The organism is Allobosea sp. BK604 (assembly GCF_004341515.1).
Classification (GTDB): domain Bacteria; phylum Pseudomonadota; class Alphaproteobacteria; order Rhizobiales; family Beijerinckiaceae; genus Allobosea.
This window is the reverse complement of the sequence record NZ_SLZF01000001.1, coordinates 940,223-966,876: the sequence shown is the minus strand read 5'-3', so window position 1 is coordinate 966,876 and position 26,654 is coordinate 940,223. Positions and strand designations below refer to the sequence as shown.

The 26,654-nt window shown below is 66.6% G+C and carries 33 protein-coding genes and 1 pseudogene; 1 reads left to right on the top strand and 33 read right to left on the bottom strand.

Features of this window, described 5'->3' with window-relative positions:
• Positions 1–17: 17 nt before the first annotated feature.
• Entirely contained in the window at positions 18–926 is a 909-nt protein-coding gene (locus EV560_RS04755) for a DMT family transporter (RefSeq protein WP_248311885.1), read from the top strand.
• A 296-nt stretch (positions 927–1,222) separates the two neighbouring features.
• On the opposite strand, the gene bla is transcribed toward EV560_RS04755, so the two are convergent.
• From bla to EV560_RS04600, 33 genes and pseudogenes are all read right to left on the bottom strand, one after another.
• Complete coding sequence (gene bla, locus EV560_RS04750; RefSeq protein ID WP_131854463.1) at positions 1,223–2,224, bottom strand: class A beta-lactamase; 1,002 nt, start codon at positions 2,222–2,224, stop codon at positions 1,223–1,225.
• Between the two features lie 73 nt (positions 2,225–2,297).
• On the bottom strand, positions 2,298–3,887 hold the full coding sequence (serA, locus tag EV560_RS04745) for a phosphoglycerate dehydrogenase (RefSeq protein ID WP_131854461.1): 1,590 nt from the start codon (positions 3,885–3,887) through the stop codon (positions 2,298–2,300).
• 214 nt (positions 3,888–4,101) lie between these two features.
• Positions 4,102–5,280 carry a phosphoserine transaminase gene (locus tag EV560_RS04740; RefSeq protein ID WP_131854459.1) on the bottom strand — a complete coding sequence of 393 codons (1,179 nt, stop codon included), beginning with the start codon at positions 5,278–5,280 and terminating at the stop codon, positions 4,102–4,104.
• Positions 5,281–5,485: 205 nt separating this feature from the next.
• Complete coding sequence (locus EV560_RS04735; protein ID WP_131854457.1) at positions 5,486–6,340, bottom strand: hypothetical protein; 855 nt, start codon at positions 6,338–6,340, stop codon at positions 5,486–5,488.
• Between the two features lie 80 nt (positions 6,341–6,420).
• Positions 6,421–6,648, bottom strand: coding sequence for a hypothetical protein (locus EV560_RS04730; RefSeq protein ID WP_131854455.1), 228 nt, complete (start codon positions 6,646–6,648; stop codon positions 6,421–6,423).
• 355 nt (positions 6,649–7,003) lie between these two features.
• Positions 7,004–7,384 (bottom strand): hypothetical protein, encoded by a 381-nt coding sequence (locus tag EV560_RS36225; protein ID WP_248311913.1) that lies wholly within the window; start codon positions 7,382–7,384, stop codon positions 7,004–7,006.
• A gap of 76 nt (positions 7,385–7,460) precedes the next feature.
• Positions 7,461–7,925: pseudogene (locus EV560_RS36220) on the bottom strand (DNA cytosine methyltransferase); the annotation flags it as partial.
• Positions 7,903–8,100 carry a Com family DNA-binding transcriptional regulator gene (locus tag EV560_RS36825; protein ID WP_131854451.1) on the bottom strand — a complete coding sequence of 66 codons (198 nt, stop codon included), beginning with the start codon at positions 8,098–8,100 and terminating at the stop codon, positions 7,903–7,905. The gene EV560_RS36825 and the pseudogene EV560_RS36220, both read right to left, overlap by 23 nt.
• A 140-nt stretch (positions 8,101–8,240) precedes the next feature.
• On the bottom strand, positions 8,241–8,822 hold the full coding sequence (locus EV560_RS04715) for a hypothetical protein (protein ID WP_131854449.1): 582 nt from the start codon (positions 8,820–8,822) through the stop codon (positions 8,241–8,243).
• A gap of 2 nt (positions 8,823–8,824) precedes the next feature.
• Entirely contained in the window at positions 8,825–9,871 is a 1,047-nt protein-coding gene (locus EV560_RS04710) for a phage late control D family protein (protein WP_131854447.1), read from the bottom strand.
• A gap of 2 nt (positions 9,872–9,873) precedes the next feature.
• Complete coding sequence (locus EV560_RS04705) at positions 9,874–10,092, bottom strand: tail protein X (protein ID WP_131854446.1); 219 nt, start codon at positions 10,090–10,092, stop codon at positions 9,874–9,876.
• Positions 10,092–10,523, bottom strand: a complete 432-nt coding sequence (locus EV560_RS04700; protein ID WP_131854444.1) for a phage tail protein — start codon at positions 10,521–10,523, stop codon at positions 10,092–10,094. The genes EV560_RS04705 and EV560_RS04700 overlap by 1 nt, the downstream gene beginning before the upstream one ends.
• Positions 10,523–12,553 (bottom strand): phage tail tape measure protein, encoded by a 2,031-nt coding sequence (locus EV560_RS04695; protein WP_282568834.1) that lies wholly within the window; start codon positions 12,551–12,553, stop codon positions 10,523–10,525. Before EV560_RS04695 ends, EV560_RS04700 begins: the two co-directional genes overlap by 1 nt.
• Positions 12,554–13,009: 456 nt before the next feature.
• Positions 13,010–13,132: a hypothetical protein gene (locus EV560_RS36640; RefSeq protein ID WP_282568832.1), complete on the bottom strand. Its 123-nt coding sequence runs from the start codon at positions 13,130–13,132 to the stop codon at positions 13,010–13,012.
• Between the two features lie 23 nt (positions 13,133–13,155).
• A complete protein-coding gene (locus tag EV560_RS04690) occupies positions 13,156–13,578 on the bottom strand; it encodes a phage tail assembly protein (RefSeq protein WP_165923318.1) in 423 nt (140 codons plus the stop codon).
• The gene (locus EV560_RS35690; protein ID WP_165923317.1) at positions 13,575–14,120 is read right to left on the bottom strand and encodes a phage major tail tube protein; all 546 of its coding nucleotides are present in this window, start codon (positions 14,118–14,120) and stop codon (positions 13,575–13,577) included. Before EV560_RS35690 ends, EV560_RS04690 begins: the two co-directional genes overlap by 4 nt.
• A gap of 30 nt (positions 14,121–14,150) precedes the next feature.
• Complete coding sequence (locus EV560_RS04685) at positions 14,151–15,356, bottom strand: phage tail sheath family protein (protein ID WP_131854438.1); 1,206 nt, start codon at positions 15,354–15,356, stop codon at positions 14,151–14,153.
• 137 nt (positions 15,357–15,493) lie between these two features.
• A complete protein-coding gene (locus EV560_RS04680; RefSeq protein ID WP_131854436.1) occupies positions 15,494–16,159 on the bottom strand; it encodes a DUF4376 domain-containing protein in 666 nt (221 codons plus the stop codon).
• A complete protein-coding gene (locus tag EV560_RS04675; RefSeq protein WP_131854434.1) occupies positions 16,152–17,750 on the bottom strand; it encodes a phage tail-collar fiber domain-containing protein in 1,599 nt (532 codons plus the stop codon). The genes EV560_RS04680 and EV560_RS04675 overlap by 8 nt, the downstream gene beginning before the upstream one ends.
• Positions 17,747–18,364, bottom strand: a complete 618-nt coding sequence (locus EV560_RS04670; protein WP_131854432.1) for a phage tail protein I — start codon at positions 18,362–18,364, stop codon at positions 17,747–17,749. The genes EV560_RS04675 and EV560_RS04670 overlap by 4 nt, the downstream gene beginning before the upstream one ends.
• Complete coding sequence (locus tag EV560_RS04665) at positions 18,361–19,431, bottom strand: baseplate assembly protein (protein ID WP_131854430.1); 1,071 nt, start codon at positions 19,429–19,431, stop codon at positions 18,361–18,363. The genes EV560_RS04670 and EV560_RS04665 overlap by 4 nt, the downstream gene beginning before the upstream one ends.
• Complete coding sequence (locus EV560_RS04660; RefSeq protein WP_131854428.1) at positions 19,428–19,820, bottom strand: GPW/gp25 family protein; 393 nt, start codon at positions 19,818–19,820, stop codon at positions 19,428–19,430. Before EV560_RS04660 ends, EV560_RS04665 begins: the two co-directional genes overlap by 4 nt.
• Positions 19,821–19,824: 4 nt before the next feature.
• Entirely contained in the window at positions 19,825–20,076 is a 252-nt protein-coding gene (locus tag EV560_RS04655) for a hypothetical protein (RefSeq protein WP_131854426.1), read from the bottom strand.
• Positions 20,077–20,103: 27 nt separating this feature from the next.
• The gene (locus tag EV560_RS04650) at positions 20,104–20,373 is read right to left on the bottom strand and encodes a PAAR domain-containing protein (protein WP_131854424.1); all 270 of its coding nucleotides are present in this window, start codon (positions 20,371–20,373) and stop codon (positions 20,104–20,106) included.
• The gene (locus EV560_RS04645; RefSeq protein WP_131854423.1) at positions 20,373–20,849 is read right to left on the bottom strand and encodes a hypothetical protein; all 477 of its coding nucleotides are present in this window, start codon (positions 20,847–20,849) and stop codon (positions 20,373–20,375) included. The genes EV560_RS04650 and EV560_RS04645 overlap by 1 nt, the downstream gene beginning before the upstream one ends.
• Complete coding sequence (locus EV560_RS04640) at positions 20,846–21,433, bottom strand: hypothetical protein (RefSeq protein WP_131854421.1); 588 nt, start codon at positions 21,431–21,433, stop codon at positions 20,846–20,848. The genes EV560_RS04645 and EV560_RS04640 overlap by 4 nt, the downstream gene beginning before the upstream one ends.
• Positions 21,430–21,912 carry a phage virion morphogenesis protein gene (locus tag EV560_RS04635; protein ID WP_131854419.1) on the bottom strand — a complete coding sequence of 161 codons (483 nt, stop codon included), beginning with the start codon at positions 21,910–21,912 and terminating at the stop codon, positions 21,430–21,432. Before EV560_RS04635 ends, EV560_RS04640 begins: the two co-directional genes overlap by 4 nt.
• Positions 21,909–22,337, bottom strand: a complete 429-nt coding sequence (locus EV560_RS04630; protein WP_131854418.1) for a DUF1320 domain-containing protein — start codon at positions 22,335–22,337, stop codon at positions 21,909–21,911. The genes EV560_RS04635 and EV560_RS04630 overlap by 4 nt, the downstream gene beginning before the upstream one ends.
• Positions 22,338–22,503: 166 nt before the next feature.
• The gene (locus EV560_RS04625; protein WP_131854416.1) at positions 22,504–22,788 is read right to left on the bottom strand and encodes a hypothetical protein; all 285 of its coding nucleotides are present in this window, start codon (positions 22,786–22,788) and stop codon (positions 22,504–22,506) included.
• A 62-nt stretch (positions 22,789–22,850) separates the two neighbouring features.
• A complete protein-coding gene (locus EV560_RS04620; RefSeq protein ID WP_131854414.1) occupies positions 22,851–23,744 on the bottom strand; it encodes a Mu-like prophage major head subunit gpT family protein in 894 nt (297 codons plus the stop codon).
• Positions 23,745–23,837: 93 nt separating this feature from the next.
• On the bottom strand, positions 23,838–24,242 hold the full coding sequence (locus EV560_RS04610) for a hypothetical protein (RefSeq protein ID WP_131854412.1): 405 nt from the start codon (positions 24,240–24,242) through the stop codon (positions 23,838–23,840).
• A 30-nt stretch (positions 24,243–24,272) separates the two neighbouring features.
• Positions 24,273–25,256, bottom strand: coding sequence for a phage protease (locus EV560_RS04605; protein WP_131854410.1), 984 nt, complete (start codon positions 25,254–25,256; stop codon positions 24,273–24,275).
• Positions 25,257–25,393: 137 nt separating this feature from the next.
• Entirely contained in the window at positions 25,394–26,605 is a 1,212-nt protein-coding gene (locus tag EV560_RS04600; protein WP_131854408.1) for a phage head morphogenesis protein, read from the bottom strand.
• Positions 26,606–26,654: the final 49 nt, after the last annotated feature.

The following is a 26,654-nucleotide window of genomic DNA, read 5'->3' as shown; positions in this document are numbered from 1 at the left end:
ACCGTACAGGTTGCAACTTGCCCCCGAGCACCACCCTTCCGCAGCGGCTATGGGCCAATGCCTATCTGCTGCTGACCCTGACGACGCTGATGTGGGCCGGCAATGCCGTGGCCAGCCGCATGGCCGTCGGGCAGATCTCGCCGATGGCGCTGACCTCGCTCCGCTGGGTCTTCGTCTGCTCCATCCTGCCCCTGCTGCTGCGGCGCGAGCTGAAGGACTATGCGCCGGTCCTGTTCAAGCATCGCTGGCTCATCGTCGCGCTCGGCACGTTCGGCTTCACCGCCTTCAACGCGCTGATGTACATCGCCGGCTATTCGACCAGCGCCATCAATATCGGCATTCTCCAGGGCTCGATCCCGGTTTTCGTCCTGATCGGCGCCTTCCTCGCCCACCGCGCGCGGATCGGCTGGATGCAGGCGCTCGGCGTCGGCGTGACGATGCTCGGCATCCTGGTCACCGCGAGCCAGGGCGATATCCACATCCTCCAGCATTTCACCTTCGTGCCCGGCGATCTGTGGATGGTCATCGCCTGCGTGCTCTATGCCGGCTACACGGTCGGCCTGCGCTCGCGCCCGGCGGTGCCGGGACTGGTGTTCTTCTGCGCGGTCGCGCTCGTTGCCTGCGTCGTCTCGCTGCCGCTGCTCGGGCTCGAGATCTGGACCGGCACCGTGGTCTGGCCGACGCCAAAGGGCTGGCTGATCCTCGCTTTCGTGGTGCTCGGTCCGTCGCTGCTGGCGCAGCTCTTCTTCATGCGCGCGGTCGAGCTGATCGGGCCCGGGCGGGCCGGCGTCTTCGTCAATCTCGTGCCCGTCTTCGCGCCGCTGCTCGCCGTGCTGATCCTCGGCGAGCAGCTCGCGCTCTATCACGGGCTGGCGCTGGCGCTGGTGCTGGGCGGCATCTGGATCGCCGAGCGAAGGCCTGGCTGACAATTCTACTGGCGAGGCCGCCTGACGCGGCCGTCTGCGCTTCCGGTGCTCACGGACATGAAGTCCGCTGCGCTCCGGTTCTCGACCGCCGCGCCAGTCGACTCACGCCAGCGAATTCTCAGCCAGGCCTTGCCCTTGTTCTCTTCAGGCGGGCGACGGCTGCCTTGATCGCCGAGCGGCGCGTGGCGAAGCCCTGGCTCGTCATTGCGAGGAGGCGCAGCCGACGAAGCAATCGAGGAGGACTGGGCGAGACCCCTGGATTGCTTCGCTCCGCTCGCAATGACGATGGGGCTCGTCTACTTCAGGCTGGCGACGGCTGCCTTTGCCACGGCGGCATGGGCGGCCTCGCGCGCCTTCTCGTCGACCGTCGCGCCCTTGAGATAGACCGCGATGGCGAAACGCCGGCCGTTCGGCAAGGTGACGATGCCGATATCGTTGGTGGCGTGGTTGAGGCCGCCTGGCGTCGGGCCAAGCCCGGTCTTGTGGGCGAAGCGGGCGCCCTCGGGCAGGCCGGCGCGGACGCGCTGCGGGCCGGATTTGCTCTCGACGGTGATCTTCTCGATCAGCGCGTTATGCGCCGGCTCACGCAGCCAGTTGCCGGCGGCGAGCCCGTCGAGGAAGGCGATCGAGGCCTCCGGGGTCGCGCTGTCGCGCTTGTCGTCGAGGACGGAGGCCAGCGTCTTGCGGCGCTCGGCGGCGGGGATCGCCTGGATCTGCTTGTAGAACGCGGCCGTATCGATCGCCTTGTCCCAGCCGAAGCCGGGCAGGCCGAGGATCTCGGGCTGGAGCACGCGCTCGTAGCGGTCGACCGAGATGCCCTCGACGCCGCCATCCCTGAGCATCTTGGTCACGACCTGCGGCCCGCCGACGAGGCGCAGCAAGAGGTCGGCGGCGGTGTTGTCGCTGTCGCCGGTGGCGCGGGTGAGGAGGTCGCGCAGCGGGTAGGGATTGCTCTCGCCCTTGAAGCTCTTGGCGAGCGGGCTGTGATAGAGCGAGAGATCCTTGCGGGTGACGGTGATCGGTTGGTCGAGCTTGAACTTGCCGGCCTCGACCGCCTGCAGCACGGCGATGCCGAGCGGCAGCTTGAAGACGCTCTGGAGCGGGAAGGGCTCCTTGCCGCGATGCGACCAGCTCTTGCGGTCCTTGAGGTCGATCAGCGCGACGCCGAGCTTGCCGCCGGTCTGCTGCTCGATCACCGGGATCTCGGCATCGAGCTTCGCCTTGTCCCAATCGGCGAAGGCGGGCGTGGCGGCGAGGAGAGCGAGGGCGGCATAGGCATAGGCGTGGCGAGACGGCATGAAAAATCCCCTGTGGCAGGGCGCCACAGGGGAGAGCAATTGCGGCGCCGTTTGGGCGCTATTCTGGCCGAGATCAGAAGCGCAGCCGGCGTGCCCGCTTCACCATCGGGATCTCGTGGATCTTCGCCAGCAGCTCGTCCGAGATCGGCTCATCGACGGCGACATAGCAGATCGCGTCACCGCCCGGCTTGTCGCGGCCGAGATTGAAGGTCGCGACATTGACGCCGGCCGCGCCGAGCAGCGAGCCGAACTGGCCGATGAAGCCCGGCTTGTCGGCATTGCGGACATAGAGCATGTGCGGCGCGAACTCGGCATCGACCTGGATGTCGCGGATCTCGACGATGCGCGGCTTGCCGTCCTGGAAGACCGTGCCGGAGGCGTGGCGCGGCATGTCCTCGGCCTCGACGACGATGCGGATGACGCTCTCGAGATTGCCGGCGGCCTCGCGCGTCAGCTCCTCGACGACGATACCCTTCTCCTTGGCGATCATCGCGGCGTTGACCATGTTGATCTCCGGCAGGAAGGGCCGGAGCACGCCGGTGATCGCGGCGGCCGAGATCGCCTTGAGGTTCAGGCTCGCGACCGCGCCCTGATACTCGATGCGGATGCCCTTGACCGCGGCCTCGGTGAGCTGGCCCAGGAAGGAGCCGAGCTTCTCGGCCAGCGAGACGAAGGGTTTGATCCGCGGCGCTTCCTCGGCCGAGATCGAGGGGAAGTTCACCGCGTTGGTGATGGCGCCCTTCAAGAGATAGTCCGACATCTGCTCGGCGACCTGGAGCGCGACATTCTCCTGCGCCTCGTTGGTCGACGCGCCGAGATGCGGCGTGCAGACGACATTCTCCAGCCCGAAGAGCGGGTTCGTCTCGGCCGGCTCCTGCGAAAACACGTCGAAGGCGGCGCCGGCGACATGGCCGGACTTGATCAGCTCCGCCAAAGCCGCCTCGTCGACGAGGCCGCCGCGGGCGCAGTTGATGATGCGCACGCCCTTCCTGGTCTTGGCGAGGTTCTCGGCCGAGAGGATGTTCTTCGTCTTCTCGGTCATCGGCACGTGCAGCGTGATGAAATCGGCGCGCTTCAGCAGGTCGTCGAGCTCGACCTTCTCGACGCCGAGCTGCACCGCCCGCTCCGGCGAGAGATAGGGGTCGAAGGCGATGACGCGCATCCTCAGGCCGATGGCGCGCTCGGCGACGATCGAGCCGATATTGCCGCAGCCGATCAGACCCAGCGTCTTGGCCGTGATCTCGACGCCCATGAAGCGGTTCTTCTCCCATTTCCCGGCCTGGGTGGAGAGGTCGGCCGAGGGGATCTGCCGGGCGAGCGCGAACATCATGGCGATGGCGTGCTCGGCTGTCGTGATCGAATTGCCGAAGGGCGTGTTCATCACGATGATGCCGCGCGCCGTCGCGGCGGGGATCTCGACATTGTCGACGCCGATGCCGGCGCGGCCGATCACTTTCAGGTTCTTGGCCTGCTCCAGGAGCTTGGCGGTCGCCTTGGTGGCGGAGCGGATGGCGAGGCCGTCATACTCGCCGATCACGGCGGCGAGCTTGTCCTTGTCCTTGCCGAGCGAGGTGTCGAAGGTCACGTCGATGCCGCGATCCTTGAAGATCTGCACGGCAGCGGGGGAGAGGGCGTCCGAGATCAGGACTTTGGGGGCGGTCATGAGGATACCTCAAATGGCCCGCGCGCTGGCGGCGGGCTGAAAAGGGGAAGGTCGTCATGGTCGCCCTTGTGGCGACCATCCACGTCTTCGCGCGGCTCGAGGCGAGCGTATTCGGATAGAGGCAGGCTCAGCCTGTGCGCGTCATCGGCGCCGCAAGACGTGGATGGTCGGTACAAGCCCGACCATGACGACATGGGGCGCCGCTAAAGGGGCCTTACGCCGCCTTCTTGCCCAGGCCGGCCTTGGCCTCGGCGAAGGCGTATTCGATCCAGGGCAGCAGCGCCTTGACGTCGCGCGCCTGCACGGTCGCGCCGCACCAGATGCGCAGGCCCGGAGGGGCGTCGCGGTAATGGCCGAGATCGTAGCCGGCGCCGGCCTTCTCGATGATCGAGACGACCTGCTTGGCGAAGGCTCCTTGAGCCTCCGCAGACAGCGCCGTCACGGCCGGGTCTGTGAACTTCAGGCAGACCGAGGTGTTCGAGCGCGTCTTCGGCTTCACCGCGAGGAAGTCGATCCAGTCGTTCTCGCGGACGAATTTGGCGATGACGCGGGTATTGGCGTCGGCGCGCTTCACGAGGCCATCGAGCCCGCCGACCTTCTTCGCCCAGGCGAGCGCATCGAGATAATCCTCGACCGCGAGCATGGAGGGCGTGTTGATCGTCTCGCCCGAGAAGATGCCCTCGATCAGCTTGCCGCCGGAGGTCATGCGGAAGATCTTCGGCAGCGGCCAGGCCGGCTTGTAGGTCGTGAGCCGCTCGACCGCGCGGGGCGAGAGCACGATCATGCCATGCGCGGCCTCGCCGCCGAGCACCTTCTGCCAGGAGAAGGTGGTGACATCGAGCTTCGCCCAGTCGAGCTTCTGCGCGAAGGCGGCCGAGGTCGCGTCGCAAATGGTCAGGCCTTCGCGGTCATCGGCGATCCAGCTGGCATCGGCGACGCGCACGCCGGAGGTCGTGCCGTTCCAGGTGAAGACGACGTCACGGGTCCTGGTGTCGACCTTCTTCAGGTTCGGCAGCTCGCCATAGGGAGCCTCGAAAAGGCGGGCATCAGGCAGCTTGAGCTGCTTGGCGACATCGGTCACCCAGCCCGCGCCAAAGCTCTCCCAGGCGAGCATGTCGACGCCGCGGGCCCCTAACAGCGACCACATCGCCATCTCGACGGCGCCGGTATCGGAGGCAGGCACGATGCCGATGCGGTAATCGGCCGGGACCTGCAGCACCTCGCGGGTCAGGTCGATCGCAAGCTTGAGCTTGTCCTTGCCGATCTTGGCGCGGTGCGAGCGGCCGAGCGCCGCGTCGGAGAGGGATTTCAGATTCCAGCCGGGGCGCTTGGCGCAGGGGCCGGACGAGAAATGCGGCACGCGCGGACGCGCGGCCGGAGCAGTATTCGCCATCGATGTTCTCCATCCTTACAGATGGGCGCGCCGCGTTGGGGCGGCGTGTCCCGTCGATGGGGGTAGGATGGGAGGGGCGGGGGAGTCAAGCGGGGTGCTGGTGTAGCGCGAACTTTCAAATGGCAACGCGCGAACAACCAAATGACAACAGGCTGAAATTTCGCGCACAGCTGACCCTAAATGGGTCAGCTTCCTCGGCGCAGGTTCATTCGGTGGGATGAGCTCGCGGATAGACCCGATCTACGCGCTGTTGGGTTTCGTCCTGCTGCGATCGTAGAGAGTCCTCGATATGCTTCCACGATTCTTCGATCGAGCTGAATGAGGTGCGGGGTGTTGCCGCCACGAAGTCAGAAAGCTTGGCCCACCGCTTTGCAGTCTCGTCCCTGTTATAATCTGCCACCGCAGCTTTCTCCTCGGCCGTTGGCACGGGAGTGCCTCTAAATCCCCCTCCCGGATGCAACATTCTGGGTTGGAATGCCCGGACGTCGCCAGCGAGGACTAACAATTGCCGAAAGTACGCTTCAATCGACTTCACTGAACGCGACAACTCGCGCCAGTGGGGCAATGCCCCCGGCTTTCCGACAGGGCTCCGCAGGAAATTTGACACCGGCTGGGTAATTCCAGCCATCAACGCGCGGTTGATCTCCGTTTCAACCTTGTGAATATCTTTGCGGGTTATCGCCTCCTCGAAACCTGCGAGGTCGAACTTCGAAAGCACATCAAGCTGCCTTCCAAGGTCGAGCAAGTCATCAAATTTTGAGAGGTCCCCAATTAGGCGCTCATAGCTGTTTTGGAGCGCCTGCCGCTCCATCGTCCTCAGTTGCGCCCAAATGATCCAAGCAGCAAGGCTGGCTAGAATAAATGATAGCCAGCCCGAAATAAGCTGCTGGTAGCGGTTGAGCCAGAATTCGACACATCCCCCGTTCGCAGGCGAAATCTGCAGCTTTTCGCCTCCGCATCCAAAAAATTGAGCTGGTCCCCAAGCTAGCACGATCGACAAGACCGCCGCCGCGCCTACGCCCGCAACGAATATGAGTATCAACCAGAGAATTTTTTTCATCCGCCCCCCAAAAATGCGACCCAGGCCTCAACAAAATGAAGAATCTGAGCCCAGAAATGCGCCATGATCGACAGCGCCGCCTACGTCGAGATGAGCTTCTCGAACGCCCTTGCGAACTCGCGCGCCTCCGCGGGCGTGAACTTGATGACGAGATGGTCGAGCACCCGTATCTCGATGATGCCTCCAGCCTTCCGCGCGGTCAGGCCGGTCCGCTGCACATATTGGGGCTTCTTATCGACGATCTCTATCCGGGCTTCATTCAACGAAGTTTCGACCTGGTGACGGCGGGTCGGAGAGTGCGGATTCATCGTCGCTGTCTCAATGCATAGGCATGCGCATGTAGGATTGGCTAAAGCGGCCGCACGTTCTTACGACGCGACGCGGGGCTCGCGGTCGGAAGGCTCTTGCTCAGAGCCCTTCCGCTCGAGATAGGCAGCAATAGCGCGCTCGAAAGTCATTCGTTCCAATTCTTCCGCTGATCCTGACGTGGCGGATTCGAGGTCCCTGATCCGCACCAGAGCGGTCCGGTACTCAGCATCCGACAAAATCTGGATGACGGGGGCTTCAGGTGGCTCGGGCCGCGAAACTGTCATCACCGTTCCCCTCACTGCCTCAAGAGTTAAGGCCACTAGGTATCGTAAGGGCAAGTGGCGCGTTGTCACGTCAGCCACTAGCCCGCGCCGAGAGCCTCCTCAAGAGTTCGATACGCGATCGCTGCAGCCAGGCTGCAAACCCCGTTACCGGCTGCTCGGGGTTGGTCCAGCCGATAGGCCAGCCCATGATCCAGTCGGTGAAGCGCGGGTTCAAGGTCAGGGCGTTGTCGGAGAGCCTGCTCCCAGCCTGCACCATCAGATGGAGCGGGTGCGAAAAGGGGAAGCTCGCCGGCGCCGTGTAGGTCGCGCCCATCGCCTTGCTCGCCCGCCAGAGCAGCGTCCAGGCGATCGCCACCTCCTTGATGCCGACCTGCTTGCCCTCCTGGTGCAGCGAGGTCCGTAGCGTCCAGCCGGTGGCGCAGAGGCCGAACTCCGGCCGGTTCGCCGACATCTGGGCGGTTGGCGTCGGCCAGGACGAAGAGCCGTCGGCGCCAATGCGCAGCGCCTGCCTCAGCAGCCGAGAAGAGAGCCGCCCGGATTCGGAAGCCCATCGTTTTGAGGTCGGATCGTACGCTGTCGAAACCGAGGCTGACATGGCCTTCGACGTTCTCGAGGAATATGCGCCTGGCGCCGGTCTCGCGGATGATCCGTCGCACATGCGGCCAGAGGTGGCGTGGATCATCTTCGCCGAGCCGGTTGCCGGCCGAGCTGAAGGGCTGGCAGGGGTAGCCTGCCAGGACGATATCCACCGCTCCGCGCCAAGGGCTGCCGTCGAAGGTGGCAAGATCATCCCAGACAGGTGCATCACAAAGGGCCTGGTCTCCCATCCGGGCCACGAGCACGGACGCGGCGAAACTGTCCCGCTCGACATAACCCACGGTTCGAAATCCGGGTTCTGCGATTGCCAGGCCGAGATCCAGCCCGCCAACGCCGGCACAGAGGGAGAGGCCTCGCAGGAGGCCGGTAGAATTATTTTCGGAATGTAGAGCCACAACGGTCGCGTCCTTGGGTTGGACGCTCGCTCTGGCGTTCGGATGAAGGCTCGGAGGCCCTGAGGATGTTGATCGACCGGCAGCGCCGGCATTTCGCTTCAACGCGGCCGGAGATAGCGTTCTCCTCCGCGCGGAACAAGAGCGCGCCGCAGCCGGCGCAACGGATGTCCTTCACCTGATCCTAACCCGAATCGTCGCCCATCGCGCGCGGCCTCGCGGCCGTCGTGGCAGGCGATGTGATTAGGTTCCTCGTCGGGCGGCTTGAACTTCCCGGAACCGGCCGCCGGAGCCCTCGGGCTCCCCTGTCACGTCACTTCAGGTGGTCGCGCCTGATGCCGCCCAGACGGCAGCTTCACCGGCATTTGAAAGCACCTTGAACACCACCTCCTCATGCTGGGCTGAAATGCCGGTGTGAGCGGATTTGGCCGCCGGCAGCACCATGGTGGCGCCGGCTTCCAGCGCCCAGGTGACCGCGCCGGCGCCGCCGCGCCGAACCGTCACGCTATCGCCCGGCGCCCAGTCGTTCGGCAGGGTCACCACGCGGGCCGCTGCGTTGGAGACGACGACGAGCGCGCTCTTGTCGGCCGCCGTGAGCGTGAGGCTCGCCGCATAAGGATTGATGCGCTGGGCGGTCTGCTGGACGAAGGCGGCCAGCTCGGCCGCGGTCGGCCTGGTCGCGAGGCCGGCCCGCTTCAACTCGACGCGATCGCCGGCGACGACTGGTGCCGGCTCCTGCTCGGGCGGGCCCGGCTCGCCTGTCGCCGTGATCGTGCCCTGGGCGAGCTCATAGGCCGCCTGCTCGGCCGTCAGCGTGATCTCGCTCTGACCGGGCGTGAGCTTGATGCCGGCGATGTAAGGGCCGGCCTTGTTGGTGATGTCGTAGATCTGCGTCGACATGTTCAACTGTCCTTCTTTCCGGAGGAGCCATCCTCCTTCGATTTGACCTCGACCTTGGTGAGCCAGCCGTTCTCATCCCAGACGTGCTCGACGGCGTCCGCCCGCCAGGTGCCGGCGATGCCGGAGCGGAAGCTCTTGCCGGCGATGACGTCGGCTTCGGCCTGGGCGTCGAATCGGCCGCGGGCGAGCTGGAAGTGACCGTCGCCGGTATTGCGGGTAAGCCGCTGCGCCTCGGCCTGGGCGGCCTTCTCGGCCTGCTCCTTGTTCGGCAGCGGGTTCTTCAACGTGTAGTCGGGCCCGTCCATTCCGGTCTCGGCCTCAACCTTGGTCCGCTTGCCGGTCTTCTGGTCGATATAGGCGGATTTGACCTTGCCGTACTGCGCCCGCCCGGAGGGCTCAATCGACCAAGTCTTGCAGTCGCTCTTCTCGATCGAGATCGACGAGAGGCTCTGGCCGCTGGTCGATTTGGCCTTGCCGCGCTTGGACACGACGAGCTTGTCGCCCATCGGCTTGACGACGCCGCCATGCTCGTCGGCCAGTGTCGTCAGGAAGTCGATCTCGGAGGTATCGATCCGGGCGCGATACGGGATCTTGACCTTGGCGAGGTCGGACTCGACGCGCGCGGTCATGCCGTTGCGCTTGGCGATCGCCTCGACGATTTCGCCAAGCGTCTTTTCCTCGAAATGCTCGCGGTCGACGCCTTTGAGCTTGCGCTTCAGATCGGCGGCGCTCGCCTGGATGACGACGAACTCGCCCTCGTCGACATCGCCCTTCAGCTCGATCGACTGCATCTCATATGTGCCGATCAGGCCCTGCTCGGCGTCGAGCCAGCCGCCATAGACGACGATGGTCGCCTTTTCCGGCGGCAGCTCGATCGCGTTGTCGGCGTCGTCCAGCGTGAAGGTGATACGGTCGGAGGTCTGCCCCGCCTCGTCGCGCGCCGTTGCCGAGACAAGCCGCGAATAGAAGCCTCCCGAGACCTCGTTGCCGTTGACCGTGATGTAGATGAAGGGACGGAAGCCCTGTTGCAGCGCATCGCTCACGAACACGATCAGCTCCACAGCTTCACGGAGTCGCGCAGGCGAGCCGTGGCCGCCGGCGGCTCCGGCAGCACGACGATGGCGCCGATCGGCAGCACGACGCCGGACGCGGCCAGGCCGGGATTGAGCCCGAGCGTCTGCTCGACGAGTTGCTGATCCTGCCGGCCGAAGGCCCGCCAGATCAGCAGATCGAGCGTCATCTCGTCCTGGACCACCTTGACGCTCGCCATCAGAACAGCCCCCCGAACGGGCCGCCGTCGCCGCCGAAGGGCGCGAGCTTGACGCTGAACTCGACCTTTCGGCCGATGCCGTTGTCGTGGATGTGCTTGTGGTCGGCGCCGACCTCGAGGATGACGACGGTTCCGAAGACGCTGGCCGCAAAGCCGCCGGCGGACCAGCCGAGCAGCTCGACCGGCCGTCCGGCGGCCTGTGTCGCCTTCAGGGCCAGATATTCGGCATGGCCGCCCCACTCCTGGTCGTAATAGACGCCCTCGATTTCGAAGCTGTCGTCATCGCGACCGGTGAACTGACGGGCGGGTCCGACGCCAAAGCGCTTGGTGGCCGGCCAATTCATCTTCGTACGCTCGCTGATCTCCTGCAGCGAGAGCGGCAAAGTCTCGAATATATGCGGGCCAATGGCCAGTACAGGATAGCCGGCCATCACTCGACCCCGTCATGGAGCGCGCCGGAAATGCGCTTGCTCGGCGCGCCGCCAGAGCCGCCGGCGGCAGCCCTGACCTGCGACGCGACGTCGTGCGCGGCCGCGACCGCGCGCGCGCCACCGCTCCGGATCCCGGATTCCAGGGTCGCCATCATCGCGGCACCGGAAGCCGAGAGGTCAGCGCCGCCGAAGGCCCCGGTTATACCGGTGCGGATGCCGTCCGCGGCCGCCTCGACCGAGGCGCCGCCCTGCCGCAGTCCGGAGGCGAGGCTCTCGGCGATCGTGATGCCGGCGCCGCCGAGGTCGATATCGCCGGCGCCGATCAGGCTCTGGGCCCAATCCTTGATCGAAGGGCGGAAAGAGCCCGCGCCGGGACCGGCTCCACGTGGCTCGGCCGAGACGGGCGCGCCGCCTGGTCCGAAGCCGAAGCGGCCGGCCGCGGTTGCGTTCGGCGCGATGCGATTGCGCAGCGCCTGGTCGGCCTCGTTACGCCGGCGCAGGTAAGGATCGGCATCGGCGCCGAACGCCAGTCGATCAGCGCGGTTGCCGGCAGTGCGGCGCAACTCGTCCAGCGTCGTCAGCCGGGCTTCAAGCTGCAGTACCCGCTCGCGCAGGGCCATGACCTCACCGCGATCGGGCCCGCCGCGCTCCTCCTGGTCGGCCGGCCTACGCGGATCAGGGGCTGAAACACGCTGGTCGAAGGGGCTAGTCGGGATATCGGCCAGTTGCTTGCGCAGATTTTCGAGCCGGCGATTCTTGCGGCGGTCGCCGAGCCCGTCCGGCGCGAGCTTCAGCTCGGTTTCAAGCGTCTCGATCTGGCGCAGCAGCTGGCGCCGCAGCAGCTGGGCCCTTTCGGAGAGAACGGTCTGCGGATTGGCTTGCGACGTCCGGTTGGCGGTGTCCTCATAATCGGCCCTGGCCGATATGGCATTGCTCTCGCCCTTCACGCGAGCGGCTAAGAGTCGGTCGTTGGCGAGCTTCTCCCGCTCCTCGGCCGTCAATGGAATTCCACCGGCGACCTTTTGCGCCAGGTCGGATTCGGCCCTCTTGTCGGCGGCGTGCTTATCGAGCTCGTCCATGCCGGCAATGATCTTCTCGATGCCCTCGTTGATGGCAGGCAACGCCCACCGCCCGAGGCGATCGCCGACGGCGCTTGCCAATGCCGAAAGGCGCTTCAAGTGCTTGTCAGTGGTGTTGAGCTCGATGTTGAGGCTCTTCTGAGCCGAGCCCTTCCAGATTTTGGGATCCCGGACGATTTCAAGATTTTTGCGGATCTCGGGCAGCGCCTGGCCCGCTCGCGCAACCTCGTCCCACCACTCCTTTCCGAAAATGTTGATTGCCACGTCCGCCTGGTCGGCGTGCTTCTGGAGCCGCTCCAGCACATCGATGATCGTGGCGGTAGCATCCTTCTTCATGCCCGCCTTCACCTTGGCGGGCGTGAGCCCCAGCATGCCCAGGCCTTCGGTGTACTTCTTGCCGCCGCCCGTGCGGAGGGTCGACGCGAGCGCCGCGAAGCCGCGTGATGCGACCTCGGGCGCGATCGCCACGTTGTTCATGGCCGTCAGGAAGGCTAGCGAGGCATCAAACTCGACCCCAGCGGCCTTCGCAGCAGCACCGGCGCGCTGGAACATGTCGACGACGTCCATTTCCTTCGCTGCACCGGCGTCGGAAAGCGCGTTGACCTTGTCGGAAAAGTCTTCGAGCTGCCCATTGCCCCAGCCCGTCGCCGCCCGAATCTTGGCGAGCGCGTTGCCGGTCTTGTCGGCAGTCGCGTCCCACGCCGTAGCCGCGGCGAGGTTGATCCTCACGAATTCCGGCATGTCCTTCAGCGTGACGCCGCCGGCACCGGCCTCCGCAACGAGGGAGGCGACCTCCTCGCGGGTGCGGCCATATGCGATCGCCCATTTCGAGACGGCTTGCTCCATCTTCGCGAGCTCGGCGGGATCATCCATCCCGTCGACCTTCTTGCGGACCTCCGCCATCGCCTTCTCGAAGGAGATCGACTGGCCCACGGTTGCCCGTGTCCCCATGCGGATGCCCTGGACGCCGAGATAGCCGCCGAGCAGTCCCTTGGTACCTGCGAAAAGGGCAGAGCCGCTGGTTTCGGTGGTGCCCCCAGCTGTGTACCGGCCCTTGCCATCTCGAAGCTGTCCGCTCGTCGCTTTCAGGCCGTTCAGTCTGGCGCGCGCGCGATCCGCGCTGCGGCCGACCTGGTCGAGATCGCGGGCGAGCTTGCCGGCGCCGGAGTTGGTGCCGAGGCTGGTCGCCGCCGCCTTGGTCTCCCTGATGTTGAGGGAAGCGGTCTTCGAGCTCGAGGCGAGGTTCAGGAAGTCCCGGCTGATCCGCTGCGGGCCGCGGGTCCCGTCGAGAGCCTTGGCCGCATCCCTGACACCCTTGATGTCGCGCTGCGCCTGGCGCGCGCCGCCCCGCGTATTGGCGATCAGATCGAGGATCATCTTGACGCGCATGTTCATGCGATGCGGTTCCTATGCGCCGGCGAGATCCTGCAGCTCGCCATGCCAGAACAGGATCCTGCCGACGTGCCAGGCGAGCACGGTCGGCAGCGACGTCCCGGTGCCGCGCGCGACCTCGATCGCGAGCAGCGGCACCGAAGCCAGAGCGCTGCGCTCGATCAGGCGCTCGCGCCGGCCGGCTCCAGCGCCGCCTCGAGGTCGAGGACGGCGCGCGGCAAGAAAGGGGCGACGGCTTCCGCCACCCTCTCGGAATCGTCGGCCCAGAGCGCCCCGAACACGGCCGGGTGCACGCCGCAGATCCGAGCCCGCAGCCGAACCGGGAGCGACAGCTCGTCCGAGTCCTCTTCCAGGAGTTCGGCGATATCGGCACCGGTCGGCCGCCGCATCGTGATCGCGTCGAGCCGCTCGCCGCCGACCACCAGCGCGTGATCGAGCGGCACGGTCCTTGACCAGGCCGCAGGGTCGGCTGGCCGGATGTCAGGCTGTGTCACAGCCACCGCCGGCGATCGCGCCGGCGTCGGTTCAGCCGCGGCCGCAAAGCCCGGATAGGGCTTGACCGGAGAGAGGTCCGGCTCGCTCACGAGGTCAGCCCGAGCATATTGGCGATGCGCACGGACTGGCCGTCGCTGTCGACCCAGCCGCCCAATTCGATATTGAAGCGGGCGATCTCGGCCGTGCCGATCGTGAGCAGGTAGGACGAAATCGACTTGATCTCGTATTCCGTGCCGACGAGCGATCCGCCTTCGTGCTCATCCGTCTCGGCATTGAGGCGGCCATACATGGTGGCGACCACCTGAACCTCGCGATCGGTGCCCGCGGTCGCGTACTCGTTCACCAGCGCGCCGAGGCAAGTGAACTTGCGGCGGACACCGAAGGGCGTGCGGAACAACGCCAGCACCTCGGGCTGCAAGCCCTTGAGGTTGAAGCCGGCGGAGCACGGTTCGCGGGTGGTCGCGACCTCGATCGAGCCGTTACTCGCGGCCGGCGAAAACTCGTCGTATTTCTCGCGCTGGACCGGCAGCTTGGTCTTGCCGAGCGTGAGATGGGTGTTGATCGTCTGCCCGGCCGCGTCCTCCGCCAAGAGGTTCGAGCCGCGAAGGACGAGGAAGGGGATGCTGGCCATGGGTGATGCTCTCCTGCGGTGGCGCGGCGGTCAGACGCGATCGAGCGACTGCAGGATGCCGTCGGCCAGATCGGCGTAGTAGGCGACGTTGCGGCGGGCGCCGAACTGCAGATCCTGGAGCGGCGCGGCCGGCTCGCGGTCGTATTCGACGCGCAGGATGCCGGAGGCCAGTTCCTCGTTGCTGTTGAGGCTGCGGTCGAACCAGGCGCGCCCGCCCAGGATCGCGCCCTTGGCCTTCAGGCTGTCGAGGAAGCTCTCCAGCGACTGAATGACCGAGACGGCGAGCGGCACCGAGAGATTGCGGTCGAGCGCCCAGTAGAAGGAATTGATGACGGCCTCGTCGATCATGTCCTGCGTGCGCACGACATTGACGAAGCGGTCGAGCGGATCCTCGGCGCAGGTCTCGTTGCCCCACAGGATGAAGCCGGCGCGGAGCGTGGCGATGCGGTTTTCGTTGAGCCAGTTCGCCTCGCTGTCCGGCTCGCCGGTGTAATACGGGATCGGGCGCGAGGGGCCGACAATGCCGCCCATCTGCTGGTTGGACGCGCTCTCGAAGGGGCCGCCGACCTCTTTGTCGCGTTTGACGAACAGCCCCGCGATCCGGCCGGACGCCGGCTGCGTGACGATCGACGCACCGGAAAGCACCTTTACCGAAGGGTGGAAGAGATAGGCGCGCGGGTCGTTGGGGAAATCGTCGCGATAGGTGTTGGCCGCCTCTTTCGTGGCATCGGGCGTGTTGAGGATCTTGATCGCCCGCAGCCGTGTGGCGATGCCGTCGAGCTCGGCCGCGACCGGGTTCTTGGCATTGGCCAGGCGCTGGCTGTCATAGCCCGGCGCGATCAGCAGCTTGGCCGGCTTTAAAGCCTGCTTGAAGGCGTGGACGCCGGAATAGTCGGCACCGGAGCCGACCATGTTGGCGATGGTCTGCTCCAGCTTGGTCTGCGGCACCGCGGAGGCGCCTTCGGCGACGCGGACCACCTGCACCTCGGCGACGACGCCCTGGTCATCGATCGCGTCGAAGACCGCATCGACATTGCCGCCGGCGCCGAGCGCCGCGCGCATCGTCGCATCGTTGGAGAACATCTCCACCACGGTGTCTTCCGGGAAGACGTCCGGATCCGCAGCCGGAGCGACCAGCACGGCGCCGATCGTCGAGTACTCGCCGACCGAGATCGGGCGCGTCGTCTGCCCGACCTGGAAGACGCGGGTGCCGTGGAAATATTCAGCGGTGGCCATCGTGCGCTCCGGATCCCGAACATGGCGGCGCGCTTGACAGCGCCGAGGTCGGGTCCGACGCTAGGTGTCGAGGCAAAGGAAAAGGCCCCTGACGCGTGTCAGGGGCCTTCGTCGTCTGCAGCGGGTGAGCCGCTCGGTCAGGCAAAGGCGGCGTCGATGTCGGCCACTGTCATGATCTGCCCTGCCTCGTACTGCGCCAGGACGTCGGCACCGAGATCGAAGGCAGCCTGGACATGCGCCAGGGCGGCGAGAATGGCCGCCATCATGTCGGCATTGCTGACGGACCTTGGCTTGCCATCGGCAAAATTGAAGGTCGCGCCGTCTTGGCGCAGGCCATCCCGGATCGCCGAATAGACCTGGTGCAAGGCGGCCCTGTCGTCGCCGCGTTGGGTGGAGACCAGCACGGGCTCGCCCGCAATTTCAACGGTGATGCCGCGAACCTCGCGACGCCACCGTCGATCGGCGATGTGGGCCGGAATACCGACCAAGAGGCCGAAGGGCGAAAGAGCCTTCTGCAGCTCCGCATCCGTCTGTTCGCCCTCGGGAGTGCTCGGCCAGGGGCTGGCGGCGCCATTGATATCCAGCCAGGCGAGATAGCCTTCGTCGTCGGCCCCGGTGACGAGCTGCCGCGCCGAGGAATAAACACGCCCGTCACTGGCCGCCCAGTACCAGTCCGACCAGATGAAGACGCTGATGAGAGGCGGCAGATCGAAAAGCGGTTCGCCGTCTTCGCCGAACAGGGGGGCCGGCACGTCGAGCTCCCCTTCGTCTTCGGCGGGAACCTCGTTGCTCAACTCAGACATAGGAGCCTCCCACGTTTGTGCCTGCCGCGTTGCCCGGAAGCGCGGTCGGGTTGGCTCCCCCGACGCTGATGATGCCACCCGACGTGATCTCGTAACGCTTGCCGGTGGCGCTCCCCGTTTGGAGATACCCGACCGCGCTCATCGCGCCGCCTTCGGATGCAACGGCGAACGCGCTCGAAAAGTTGGGAGTGGTCAGAAACGTGACCGTCTTGCCGTCGAGAGTTGTCCCACCGCCCTTGACCGAAGAGATATGGATCGCCGCGCCGCCTGAGATCGTGTAGTTGCCCGACGCCTGGATGAAGCCTCCGGAAGCAGCAAGGACGTGCGCCAGGACACAACTGAAAAAATCGACGTTCTCGAATGCAATGATGCCACCGACCGAGGTGACTAGGCCGGAGGTGTTCGCGCCGGCGGTCTGCAACCGGCAACCCTTCACACTGAATTGCGCGCCGCCCTGGGCGTAGAAGCAGTTTGCATTCGTCAGGGCGACGACGACGTTCGTCGGGGTCGCCGGGTCCCCTTCGAACGTCACCGCGCCCGTTCCTCGAGCCGTTCCGATGGGAGCAGATGTGGCGGCGAAAGCGTCGGTATAGGTGCCGTTCAGCAGTTTGATCGTGCCGGCGTAGCCGTTCAGATCAAGCTCGTTGGCGAAGCGGTTCCAGGCGCGCTGCCGGGTCTGATACGGCTGCCCGATGGTCCCCGGATTGGCATCGTTGCCGAGGGTTGGGCTGACATACAGCGTTGTGTCCGCCTGCAGGCGGATGCGAGCGGCGAATTTCAGAACCGCCGGGGAAACCACCTTGCTCGCTTCGGCGCCAGCCGCCGTTTCGGCCAGGGTGGCAAGCCTGACCAGGCCGATTTCCGTGGCGCTGGCGATGGCAGGAGCCCAGCCCGCGGCGGTCCTACGCAGGAAGCGGCCGCTATCACCCACGTCGGCCGCGTTGTTGCAGACCATGTGCCCGATCGGTGCGGTCGATAGCGACCAAACCCCGACCCACTGGGCGATCCGGTGGGCAAAGCCGACCCAGGCGCCGGTTGGCGCCGCGCCGACGATGTAGGTGTCGCCCTGGTTGGGGGCGCCGGGAGGCGCATTCACCACGCCGTCGATGGTGAGCCAAGGCGCGCGGATATGCCTTCCGAGCGCGATCTGGGCCTGAGGGTCGACCACGACCGAGATCGCGCTCGGATTGGCTACGGCGAGTTTCAACCGATAGGTCGCGATGCTCGCCTGGCCGGACGAGGGTGGCGGCTTGTAGCCATTGCCCAGACGCGCAACGCCGATCAGCGTGCCGGCATTGTTGAACAGGCCGACCTCGGCGACGTTGAAGCTGTGCGACGGCCGGGCCGAGCCGTCGTTCGTGTCCGCCGGAATGACGGCGTCGACGACGATCGCGCCGTCGACCACCGCGACGCTGGCGATGGTCGCACGGTATTTCTCATTGACCAGCGCGACCTGTGCTTCGTTCGGGTTGTAGGGCACGCCGGCCGCATCGCCCCAGGCGACATGCGTCAGCACCAAGTTCGTGCCACCGCCCAGATCGGCGATGATCGCGGCCTGGCCGGACGCGGTGATCAAGAGTCCCGTGGTCATGCGTAAGGCTCCAGCGTGACAAGTTCTTCGGTGAAGAGCCCAGCGCCGACGACGAGAAGTGCGTCGGCGTCTTCGCCGAGGAAGGCGTAAGGCTCGATGATGACCAGCTCCTCGGCGACCAATCCGGCGCCGAGCACGAAGCTGCCCGCTGCCATCTCGCCGGCGCCAAACACGATCGGGCGCGATTTCGGCTTTGCCGACATGACGAGGGGCCGGACCGATTTGAGGATGCGCCCGACATCGTCGAGCGTCGTCTCGACGAAGATCCGCGCCGTGCCCCGCCGACCAGGCGGCACCTGGTCGAACCATTCCGTCAGCTCGGTCGGCCGCTGTGCCAGTGCGAGCGCGGCATTGACCGCCTGAACCGTGCCCTTGATCCGGTGGTAGTCGGGGCTGTCGGCGATCGCCTGGCGCTTCACAGGCTCGGCCCAGCCATCGTCCCAGACATCGACGCTGACCGCCCAGGCGAGCCAGGGCAGCAGCGGCGACGGGCAGCGCCAGGCGTCCCAGATCGTCTCGATGACCTCGGGGTCGATATCGTCGAGAGCAGAGGACAGCCCGGCGAGCTCGCGCTCGAATGGAGTCGCACTATCGGGAAGCAGGTCGAGGCTCATGACCAGCTCTCCGCCACGATCTCATGCGTCACCGTGACGGTGCCGAGCCGCGGCGCGGTGAACAGATGGGCGGTGACCGGCGCCGCCAGTGGCTCGAATGCGAACGAGCCAACGCCGGCCAGAGCCGCCTCGGTGTAGCCGACATGAGGCGGATTGACGTCGCCGGCGGGATCCGGGATCTCGACCTCGACGACGTTCGCATCGGTGCCGAGAGCGGCGGCCGCGATCGTCGCCTGCCGCATGCGCCGGCCGATCAGCCAGACCGGTCCCTCGATGTCGTCGCCAATCCAGCGGAGGCGGCCGGAGCAATATTGCAGGATCCGCTTTTCGGCCTGGGCCTTGACGATCTCCGCCGAGGCGCCCTGGCGGATCTTGAGATGGGCGGTGACGTCGAAATCGAGCGCGGTCGCAAACTCCACGGTGACGAGGTCGCCCATCGGCCGCAGGCGCACCCGGCTCAAAGCCTCCCGAACGGTCGCGGCAAGTGCCGTCTTCTCGTCTTCGGTCAGGCCGTCGCGCGGCAGGATGACGACCCGGATCCGGGGAGCCAGGGTGACGCCCTCGTCTTCGGAATAGGCGGCGACGTCCAGGACATCGCCCGAGGCCGAGAGCGCCCAGAACAGGTAGGCGCCAACCGGCCCCGCCGTCGACCATGATTCCGGCGCGAGCGCCAGGCGCTGGCGATAGGTCTCGTCATCCTCCATCACGGCCGGCGCTGTTTCGGTCGCCGGCGTGATGACGCGCCGCGGGGTGCGGTAATAGGTGATGCCGATATGGTCGAGGGCGCGGTCGAGCGCGCCGGCAAGGGTGAGCGCGCGAATGCGGTCGTTGATGCGGCCGCGCAGAAGGGTCTCGCGATACACTCCGACTTCGAGGACGGCCGCCGAAGGGTCCGACTCGAGCAGCAGCGTATCGACCGCCGGCAGCGACGGGTTCGTGAGGCGCCGCAGCTCCCAGCGCTCGGCGAAGGTGGCGCGATCGCGTGCCAGGTAGCTCTCGAAGTCGAGCGCCTCGACGACGTCCGAGATCGGATAGAGCGAGAGGTCGACGGGCGTGAAGCGGCTCATGCCAGGACGATCCCCGAGGTGGTATCGCTCAGCCCGATCTGCGTCGCGCGGTCCTCACTCGCCGAGTAGTCGCCGAGATGGCCGCGCGGAAAGAAGGTGCCGGCGATATCGAAGACGAAGACGCCGTCCGGGCCGCCCTGGGTCAGCTGCACGGTCTTCAGGCGAAAGCCCGGCTCCCAACGTTTCAAGGCGGCGGCGACAGCGGCGTAGATCTGCATGATGCGCTTGGGCGTCGCGTTGCGGTCCTGCAGCTCGAGCGCGGCGGAACCGAAGGCGCGGCGCATCACGCGCGTGGAGACCCGCGTGGTCAGGATGACGCCGATCGACTGGGCGCAATGGTCCCAGCCGGTCAGCAGCTTCCCCGTCGCTCGATCGATGCCGCTGCGCATGACGTCAGGCGGCCTTGCCGCGCTTGGCCTTGGTCGCCGGCGTCGGTGGCGCCAGCGGAGTCGGTTCGACGGCCTGGTCGGCCGGCTCGATCGACTGCTGCAGCAGCTCGTATTTCGCCTCCTCGTCCGTCAGGTAGAGGATGTGCCCGACCTTCGGGATCCGGACGCCGTCCTCATCGCTGAGCGAGGGCACGCGCTGGCCGGCGACGAAGAAGCCGGCGGAGGCAGTCGTCTTGTATGGCTTCTTCTCAGACATGAAAGGCTCCTTCAAAGCCGTTTGAATTCAGCCGATGACCTGGACCCAGGGCCGGCCGGTGGTGGCATGGCCGCAACTGGCCGCATGGCCCTCGCGGCAAACCGGGATGCCGTTGATCGTCAGCCAGTCGCAGCCCTCGGCCATGACCGGCAGGGGCGAGTGCGGTGGCGGGCCGTGCGGCGTGATGGGATCGCCGAGCACGACGACGAGCTGGCCGCCGACCGTGACGAAAGACTGCCCGCCGGCGAGCTGGGCGCCGCCGGCGGCATCGAGGGCCTTGACCGTGATCCCCGGCATCAGCCTTGCACCAGCTTGATGGCGGCCGTTTTCAGCTCGATCTGGCCTTCCGTGATCGTGATGCTGCTGCCGCCGACCGAGATCTTCGCCTCGCCGTCCTTCACCGCGACCGTGGCGTTGCCGATCGTCAGGACATGGCCGTTCGCCTCCGCCGTGCCTGGCGAGGGATGGTCCTCGACCGGGCCGGCCGGCATGACGCGGGAATGCTGGCCGAGCTCGCCGCCGGGCGAGAAGACGAGCACCGGCTCGCCTTGGCCGATCTTGCTGAAGCTGGAGACGCCCTGGCCGTTCTTGCCCGAGCTCGATGCCTGCGGCAGGTAGGGCGAGCTGAATGGCTGCCCGCCGGCGCCAGCGTCATCGAAGCGGACCTTCGTCTTGCCGCCCTGATTGGCCTCGGCCGTGCCCACCATGATCAGGGTGTTCATCCGCCGCTCGAGCGCGGCCAGGCGCTTGCGGAGATCGCGCTCGCCGCTCATGGCGCCGTCTCTGGCAGCGGTGGCGGCTCCGGCTCGCCATCATTGATCGCGACCTGTGTCGCCGGCGACGGGACGCGGCCGGTTTCGAGCGCGGCCTGGATGACGGGGCGTCCGATCGCGACGTCGAGCAGCCGCCACTTCACCTCCATCAGCGCGATAGCGATGCCATGCTTGTTCGACTGCTCCGAGACGGCGACGAGCTGGTCGCCGAGCTCGGCCGCCTGGAGCTGACCGAGGCCGACATAGGGATCGAGCATGATCGAGAGCGAGCAGGCGTCGAGCAGCTGGAGCGCGTGCAGATCCGCGGAGGAGAAGTCCGGGTTCGGCCGACCCGTCCGTCCGGCGACGACGACGATCGCGACCGAGACGTCCAGGTCGTAGCCGGCATCACTGCGGGCCACCGGCTTGGCTCGCATGAAGCAGACGCGTGCGGTGGGGGCGCGCGTCGAGTCGCTCAACAGGTCCGACAGATCGAACCGATCAAGCTCGGCCCTGACCTCGGTGAAGACCGGCTTGTTGGCCTCGTCTCTCAGTGCCCGCAACTGGCCGCCGGCGGCGATCAGGAGTTCGGAGAGGCGGCTCATCCGAACAGCCTCCGCAGATAGGCAACGGCCGTATGGATCAGCTCACTGCGGTCTTCGCTGGAGAGCCCGATATAGGGCCTGGCCGGCATCGTGACCTTTTTCACCCGGAAGAGCCGGTTGCCGACAGAGAAGACGAGCGAGGAGGCGCTCTTCGGCACGATCGTGCCGCCTTCCTGATGAATGCGGGCATAGACCAGGCCCGAGCCGATGATCGCCTGCATGCCGCTGACGGCGTAGTCGATCGAGCGGGCAAGCGCGCCGGACTTGTGCAGGATCGGCGTGCGGCCCTCCCGGTTCGGCTGCCAGGCCGAACCATCCGGGGCGGGGCCGCCGGCGATCAAGCGCTCGCGCGTGGACTCGCGGATGAGCCGGGCCAGCGCCTCCAGCAGCGTCTCGGCCTCGAACGGATTGAGCCGGGCGAGGAATTGCTCGACCTGGGCGAAGCCGGCGACATCGATCTCAATGGCGAGCGTGCTCATTCGCCCGATCCCGACCAACGCCGCGGCTCGGCAGAGAAGGCCGCGCCACCGCCCGAGGTGACATCCCCGCCGCCTCCCGATCCGGGAACGGGCGTGAGCTCGACGATCTCGGCATTGCCCTGGGCGACGTCCTTCAGGAACGCGAGGCGCAGCTTGGCCCGTTTCTCGATCTCTTCGGACAAGCGGTCAGCCGCCGGCGCGAGCTGCCAGCAGGCGATATCGATCGCGCATTGCTTGAGGATCGCCGGCGTCGGCACCGTGATCGGCAGGACGTAGCGCTTGCGGAGATAGGGGTCGATCATCGCCTGCGCCGACACGATCGCGTTGGCGACGGCGACGTCCATGTCGACGTCGGCGGGCACCAGCGTCTCAAGGTGACGCGCGCCGTAGATCGCCTCGATGTCCGCGCGGGTGGCGTAGCTCATGATGGCCCTATGAAAGGAGCGGCCACCGTGGCGACGGTGGCCGCGTTCGTGGCGGGCGGCGGACTATCGTCCCTGCACCGGAGCGGATCGCCATCCGCTAGCCGGGCTCCCATCGGGTGCTGGGGGCCTTGCGAGCCGTACCAGACCGCCCTCTCGGGGAATTTCGTCAGGCGCTCGGCTCGTCCTGATCCTTGGCGGGTCGCTCTTCCTTCGCCGGGCGAAGCGTGAGCTGCGGATCGTCGAGGATCAGCTCCCACTGCTCCTGCGTGATCTCGGCAAAATCGATCACGGTGCCGGCCTGGCTGAATTCGATGTCGGCTCGGCGCCGGCCTTCCTTCGCGGTCGCGGACACCAGGACCAGGCCGGAACCCGGCTTCTGGCGGATGCCTTCGATTTCCTTCGCGACAGCGGCGGCCATGCCGGCTGCCTTGGACTTGCTGGGCTCTTTCATGCCGATCTCCTACGGGCTTGCCAAAGCCCTCCGGCCGGAGGGCTCGGCGCAAACCCGGCCGATCAGCCGAGCCAGGGCGCGACGACGAGCTCTACGCGGCCGTAGTCGAGGTTGGATTCGCCGCCGGCCAGGTTCGCCTTCTTGACGATCGTCTCGCCGGCGCTGCGGTTGGTCGGGCCAACCAGGAGGACGTTGGGCGTGATCGCCAGCGGCGCGCCATAGTCCTTCTTGAAGAGCGACATCGCGTCGAAGGCAGCCTTGAAATTGGGGGCATCGAGCGCGGCCTTCGAGCCGAAAGCGGTCTGCCAGAAGGCAAAACCCGAGGTGTTGCGACTGTCGGCGCCGTAGACGAACTCCTTCCGCATGAACACCGACTCGTCGTCGGGATTGTCCATGGCAGCGAAGACGGGCTTCCGCCGGTTCTGGAAGATGATGGGCTTCACGGCCTTCGTCAGATCGAGCAGATACCAGCCCGGACCGCCGCCGGCCTGCATGTTCGAGACCGAGGTTGCCGAGCCGTCGGCATCGAGCACAGGGTGGTCGGTGTCGAAGAAGAACTGGCCATCGAAGCAGTTCGTGTTGAAGCCTCTGGCGAAGGTCGGGAAGACAAGTTCGTCCGGCTGGCGGGCAGCCGCGTCGCCGAGCATGGTCATCAGCGGCGAGTAGATCCCGTAGCGATCGTCCTCGATCGCGTTGCGGGTCACCTTGATGGTGTCCTCCCAGTCCTCGTTGACCAGGCGATATTCCCCGGTGCTGACGTTCTTCAGCTGGCGCTCGCCGATCCACTTCCGCATGCCAGGGATCTGGTTGAGGAAGGGGTAGAGCTCGTCCGACGTGGTCGAGGGAACCTCGGTGGCAAAGCGCGCCCACGAAGAGGTGACCGCGGCAAGGCCGAGTTGGAAGTTGGCGCGGTAGCCGGTCGTCAGCATCCGCAAATTGGGGGAATTGATGATCATGGACCGTCCTCGCGATCAGGTTTCTGGTTGCAGGGGGCGGCCGATCTCCGGGTTATGAGCCCGGCGCTCGGCCGCTGCGCCACCCCGCCGATGTCAGGTGAATTCGACCCAGACGCCGGTCGCCTCGACTTCGAGGATCTTGCCGGCCTTGGAGCGCGTGTTGGCGCCGTTCGTCTTCGCGACCGTCTCGTCGTCAACGATGTAGCAATCGGCCAGGGTGTCGCCCTGGACGCAGGCGTCGGCGCCGTGGTTCTTGAACCTGAACACGCCGCGATGGACGGTGACCGATTTGTCGCCGGCCGATCCGGCCGAGTTGTCGATCGTCTCCTCGGCGCGGCCAGCCCCCTTCAGGGTGGTCGCCACCGACCCCGGCACGGCGTAGCCGGCCGCATTCACAGCGACGAGCCCGCCCTGCCAGATGGTCGTTGCCGCAGCGACGGGCAGGACAAGCAGGTCGCGGCCTCGCTCGCGGGTGTCTCGGGCTTTCGTCAGCGCCATGGTGGCGGCTCCTATCGGTGATGAAGGGTTTCAGGCCGCGCGGGCGGCGAGGAAGGCCTCCTCGGAGACGCCGGTGGCCTTCGCCATCGCCCTCTCCGCCTCGGAAAGCGTGCCAGCCGCGCCCTTGTCGGGGTCGGCCTGAGCGACGGCCACATCCGTGCCCGCCTTCAGCACCACCGGCATGGCGTCGATAGCCGCCTTGGTGCCGTCGAAGTTGGACTTGGCGAGCGCGAGGTACTGGTCCTTCGCGGCCGGAGCGATCTTGCCGCCCTTGACCGCATCGTCGACGAGCGTGCCGCAGCGCGCGACATGAGCAGCATCGGCAGCGTCCTGGATCGTCTTCTCGGCGGTAGCCAAGGCCGTGACGGTCGCATCGTGCTGCGCCTTCGGCACGAACTTGGCGGGATCGCCCGCCTTGAGCAGCGCAATCGCCGAGACGGCATCGCCGGCGGACGCGGTCTCGGGCAGTCCGAGCGCGATGAGCAAGTCCTTGAGCATGGTGGCTCCGTTGTGATGGGTGGCGGAAGCGAGCGCCGGCATGCCGAGCGCGGGCGCCGAGACGAGCGCGGCCGCCTTGATCAGGCGGGCGGTGACTTCATCGTCGTCGCGGTAGAAGGTCGGCGAGATGTAGCGGTAGGCCTTGGCCTTCAGCGCCGCGACGGCGTCGGGCAGCCAGTCGACCCGACCGAACAGACCTTGCGGGCGGGCCTCGACTTCGACGATCCAGGCGCGCGCCGGCTTGGCGCCGAGCGTGATCGTGAACTCGCTCTCGTGCTCGAAATCGATCGGCAGCTTCAGGCCGCCTTGCGAGAAGGCCGCGGCAAGGCGCTCGGGGTCGAAACGGAATGGTCGCCCGTCGCGGGCGATGACGTCGCCGCGCGGCGTCAACTGCACCCACTCGGGCGGCTGAAGCTCACCCCCGACCTGCGCGGCCGCCATCACCACCTCGAAGGCGGCGACGCCGGCGATAAGGCCAGCGGGCAAAGAGCTGCAGAGGGCGAGGCGCTTGTGCATGCCCGCACCATGGCGAGCCCGGAAACGCAAAAGGCCCCTGACGCGTGTCAGGGGCCAATGATTTGGCTTCGACGGGATGATGGCCTATATTGGGGGTGCGGTCGAGACAGTACCTCCGTCCCTGTGACGCGCGGGAGTTATGCCCCGCCGGCCGCGTCTTTCCCCTTCATCCGATCGGCCTGCCATTCCTCGACGCGGTGCACGCTGTTGAGGAGGATTTCGTCGGCCGCGGTTCGTTTCAGGACTGCGACATAGGGCTTTCCCTCAACGCGCATCAGCAGGCGCAGCTTTCCGTCGCTCGTCACGGCCTCGGGCTCGTCGATGCCGGCTTGCAGGCTCTCCCAGAAGCCTGGCCCGATTTCAGAATGCTTGACGCGGATCTTCGCTGCGTCGGCAACCGACAAGGCGACTACCCTGCTGGTCGAACCGATCTGTGCCGCCAGCGGATCCGGCAGGACGGCGACTGGCCAGCGCAAGCGGCCGGCGCCCGCCTGGGCCGGATCGAGGCGGCGATGATGAACGAACCCGGCGCCGTTCTCCGTGACGTAGGTCATCACCGGATCCTGACGCAGCCGCGTGACCGCCTCACGCCGCGCCTCGCGGCCCATCTGGTCGATACGATCGGCCAGGCGCTTGCCCGCCAACTTCTCCCGCACCTTGCCGGGATTGTTGTCCCAGCCCGGATCGATGCCGGCCGGGACCATGCGGCTTTCGCCCGTGGTGCCGTTCGTCCAGGAGCGCAGGTTCAGCGGCGGACGCTCCGTCGGGGCGCCCTCGCGCGGCATCGAGCGCGACCGCACCCGGCATTTGCAGCGCCAGCCGTTCGGCGGGTAATGCGTCGACCACCAGCCATCGTCGACCGGCAATGTGGTGCCGACCCATGACAGATGCAGCGGCCGCTTTCGCTCCGAGGTCGAGGTCCGATACTCGAGATAGGGCAGCACGTCCTTGACGCGCTGGATCCGCGACCAGTCGCCGGCAGCCTCGGCCGAGCGGATATTGGCGTCGTAGATGAGATCCAGCCGGCGCAGCGAACCGAGCTGCACCTTGGCGACCTCACCAGTGCGCGGATCCGTGACGCGTCTCTCGCCCCACCATCCTTTCTGCCGCAGCAGCGGGACGAGCTCGTCGCGGAACTGGGAAAAGGGAATGCGGTCGACGACGGCCTTGCGCGTTGCTGCACGGATATCCTCTAGCACGTCGAAGCCGGCCGTTCGGGCCACGGTGAAGGCGAGCGCATGCTCGCGCGGGGCGACCTCGTCCCAGCGGAAGGAAGGCCGCGACGGCCGCCGGTCGAAATACTCCACGACCGGCTTGGGCGCGGTGGAAAAGAGGTCTTCAACGGCCATTGAAGCGCGAGCCCCACAAATGGCTCAGGACGGCCGCGGGCTGTTTCCG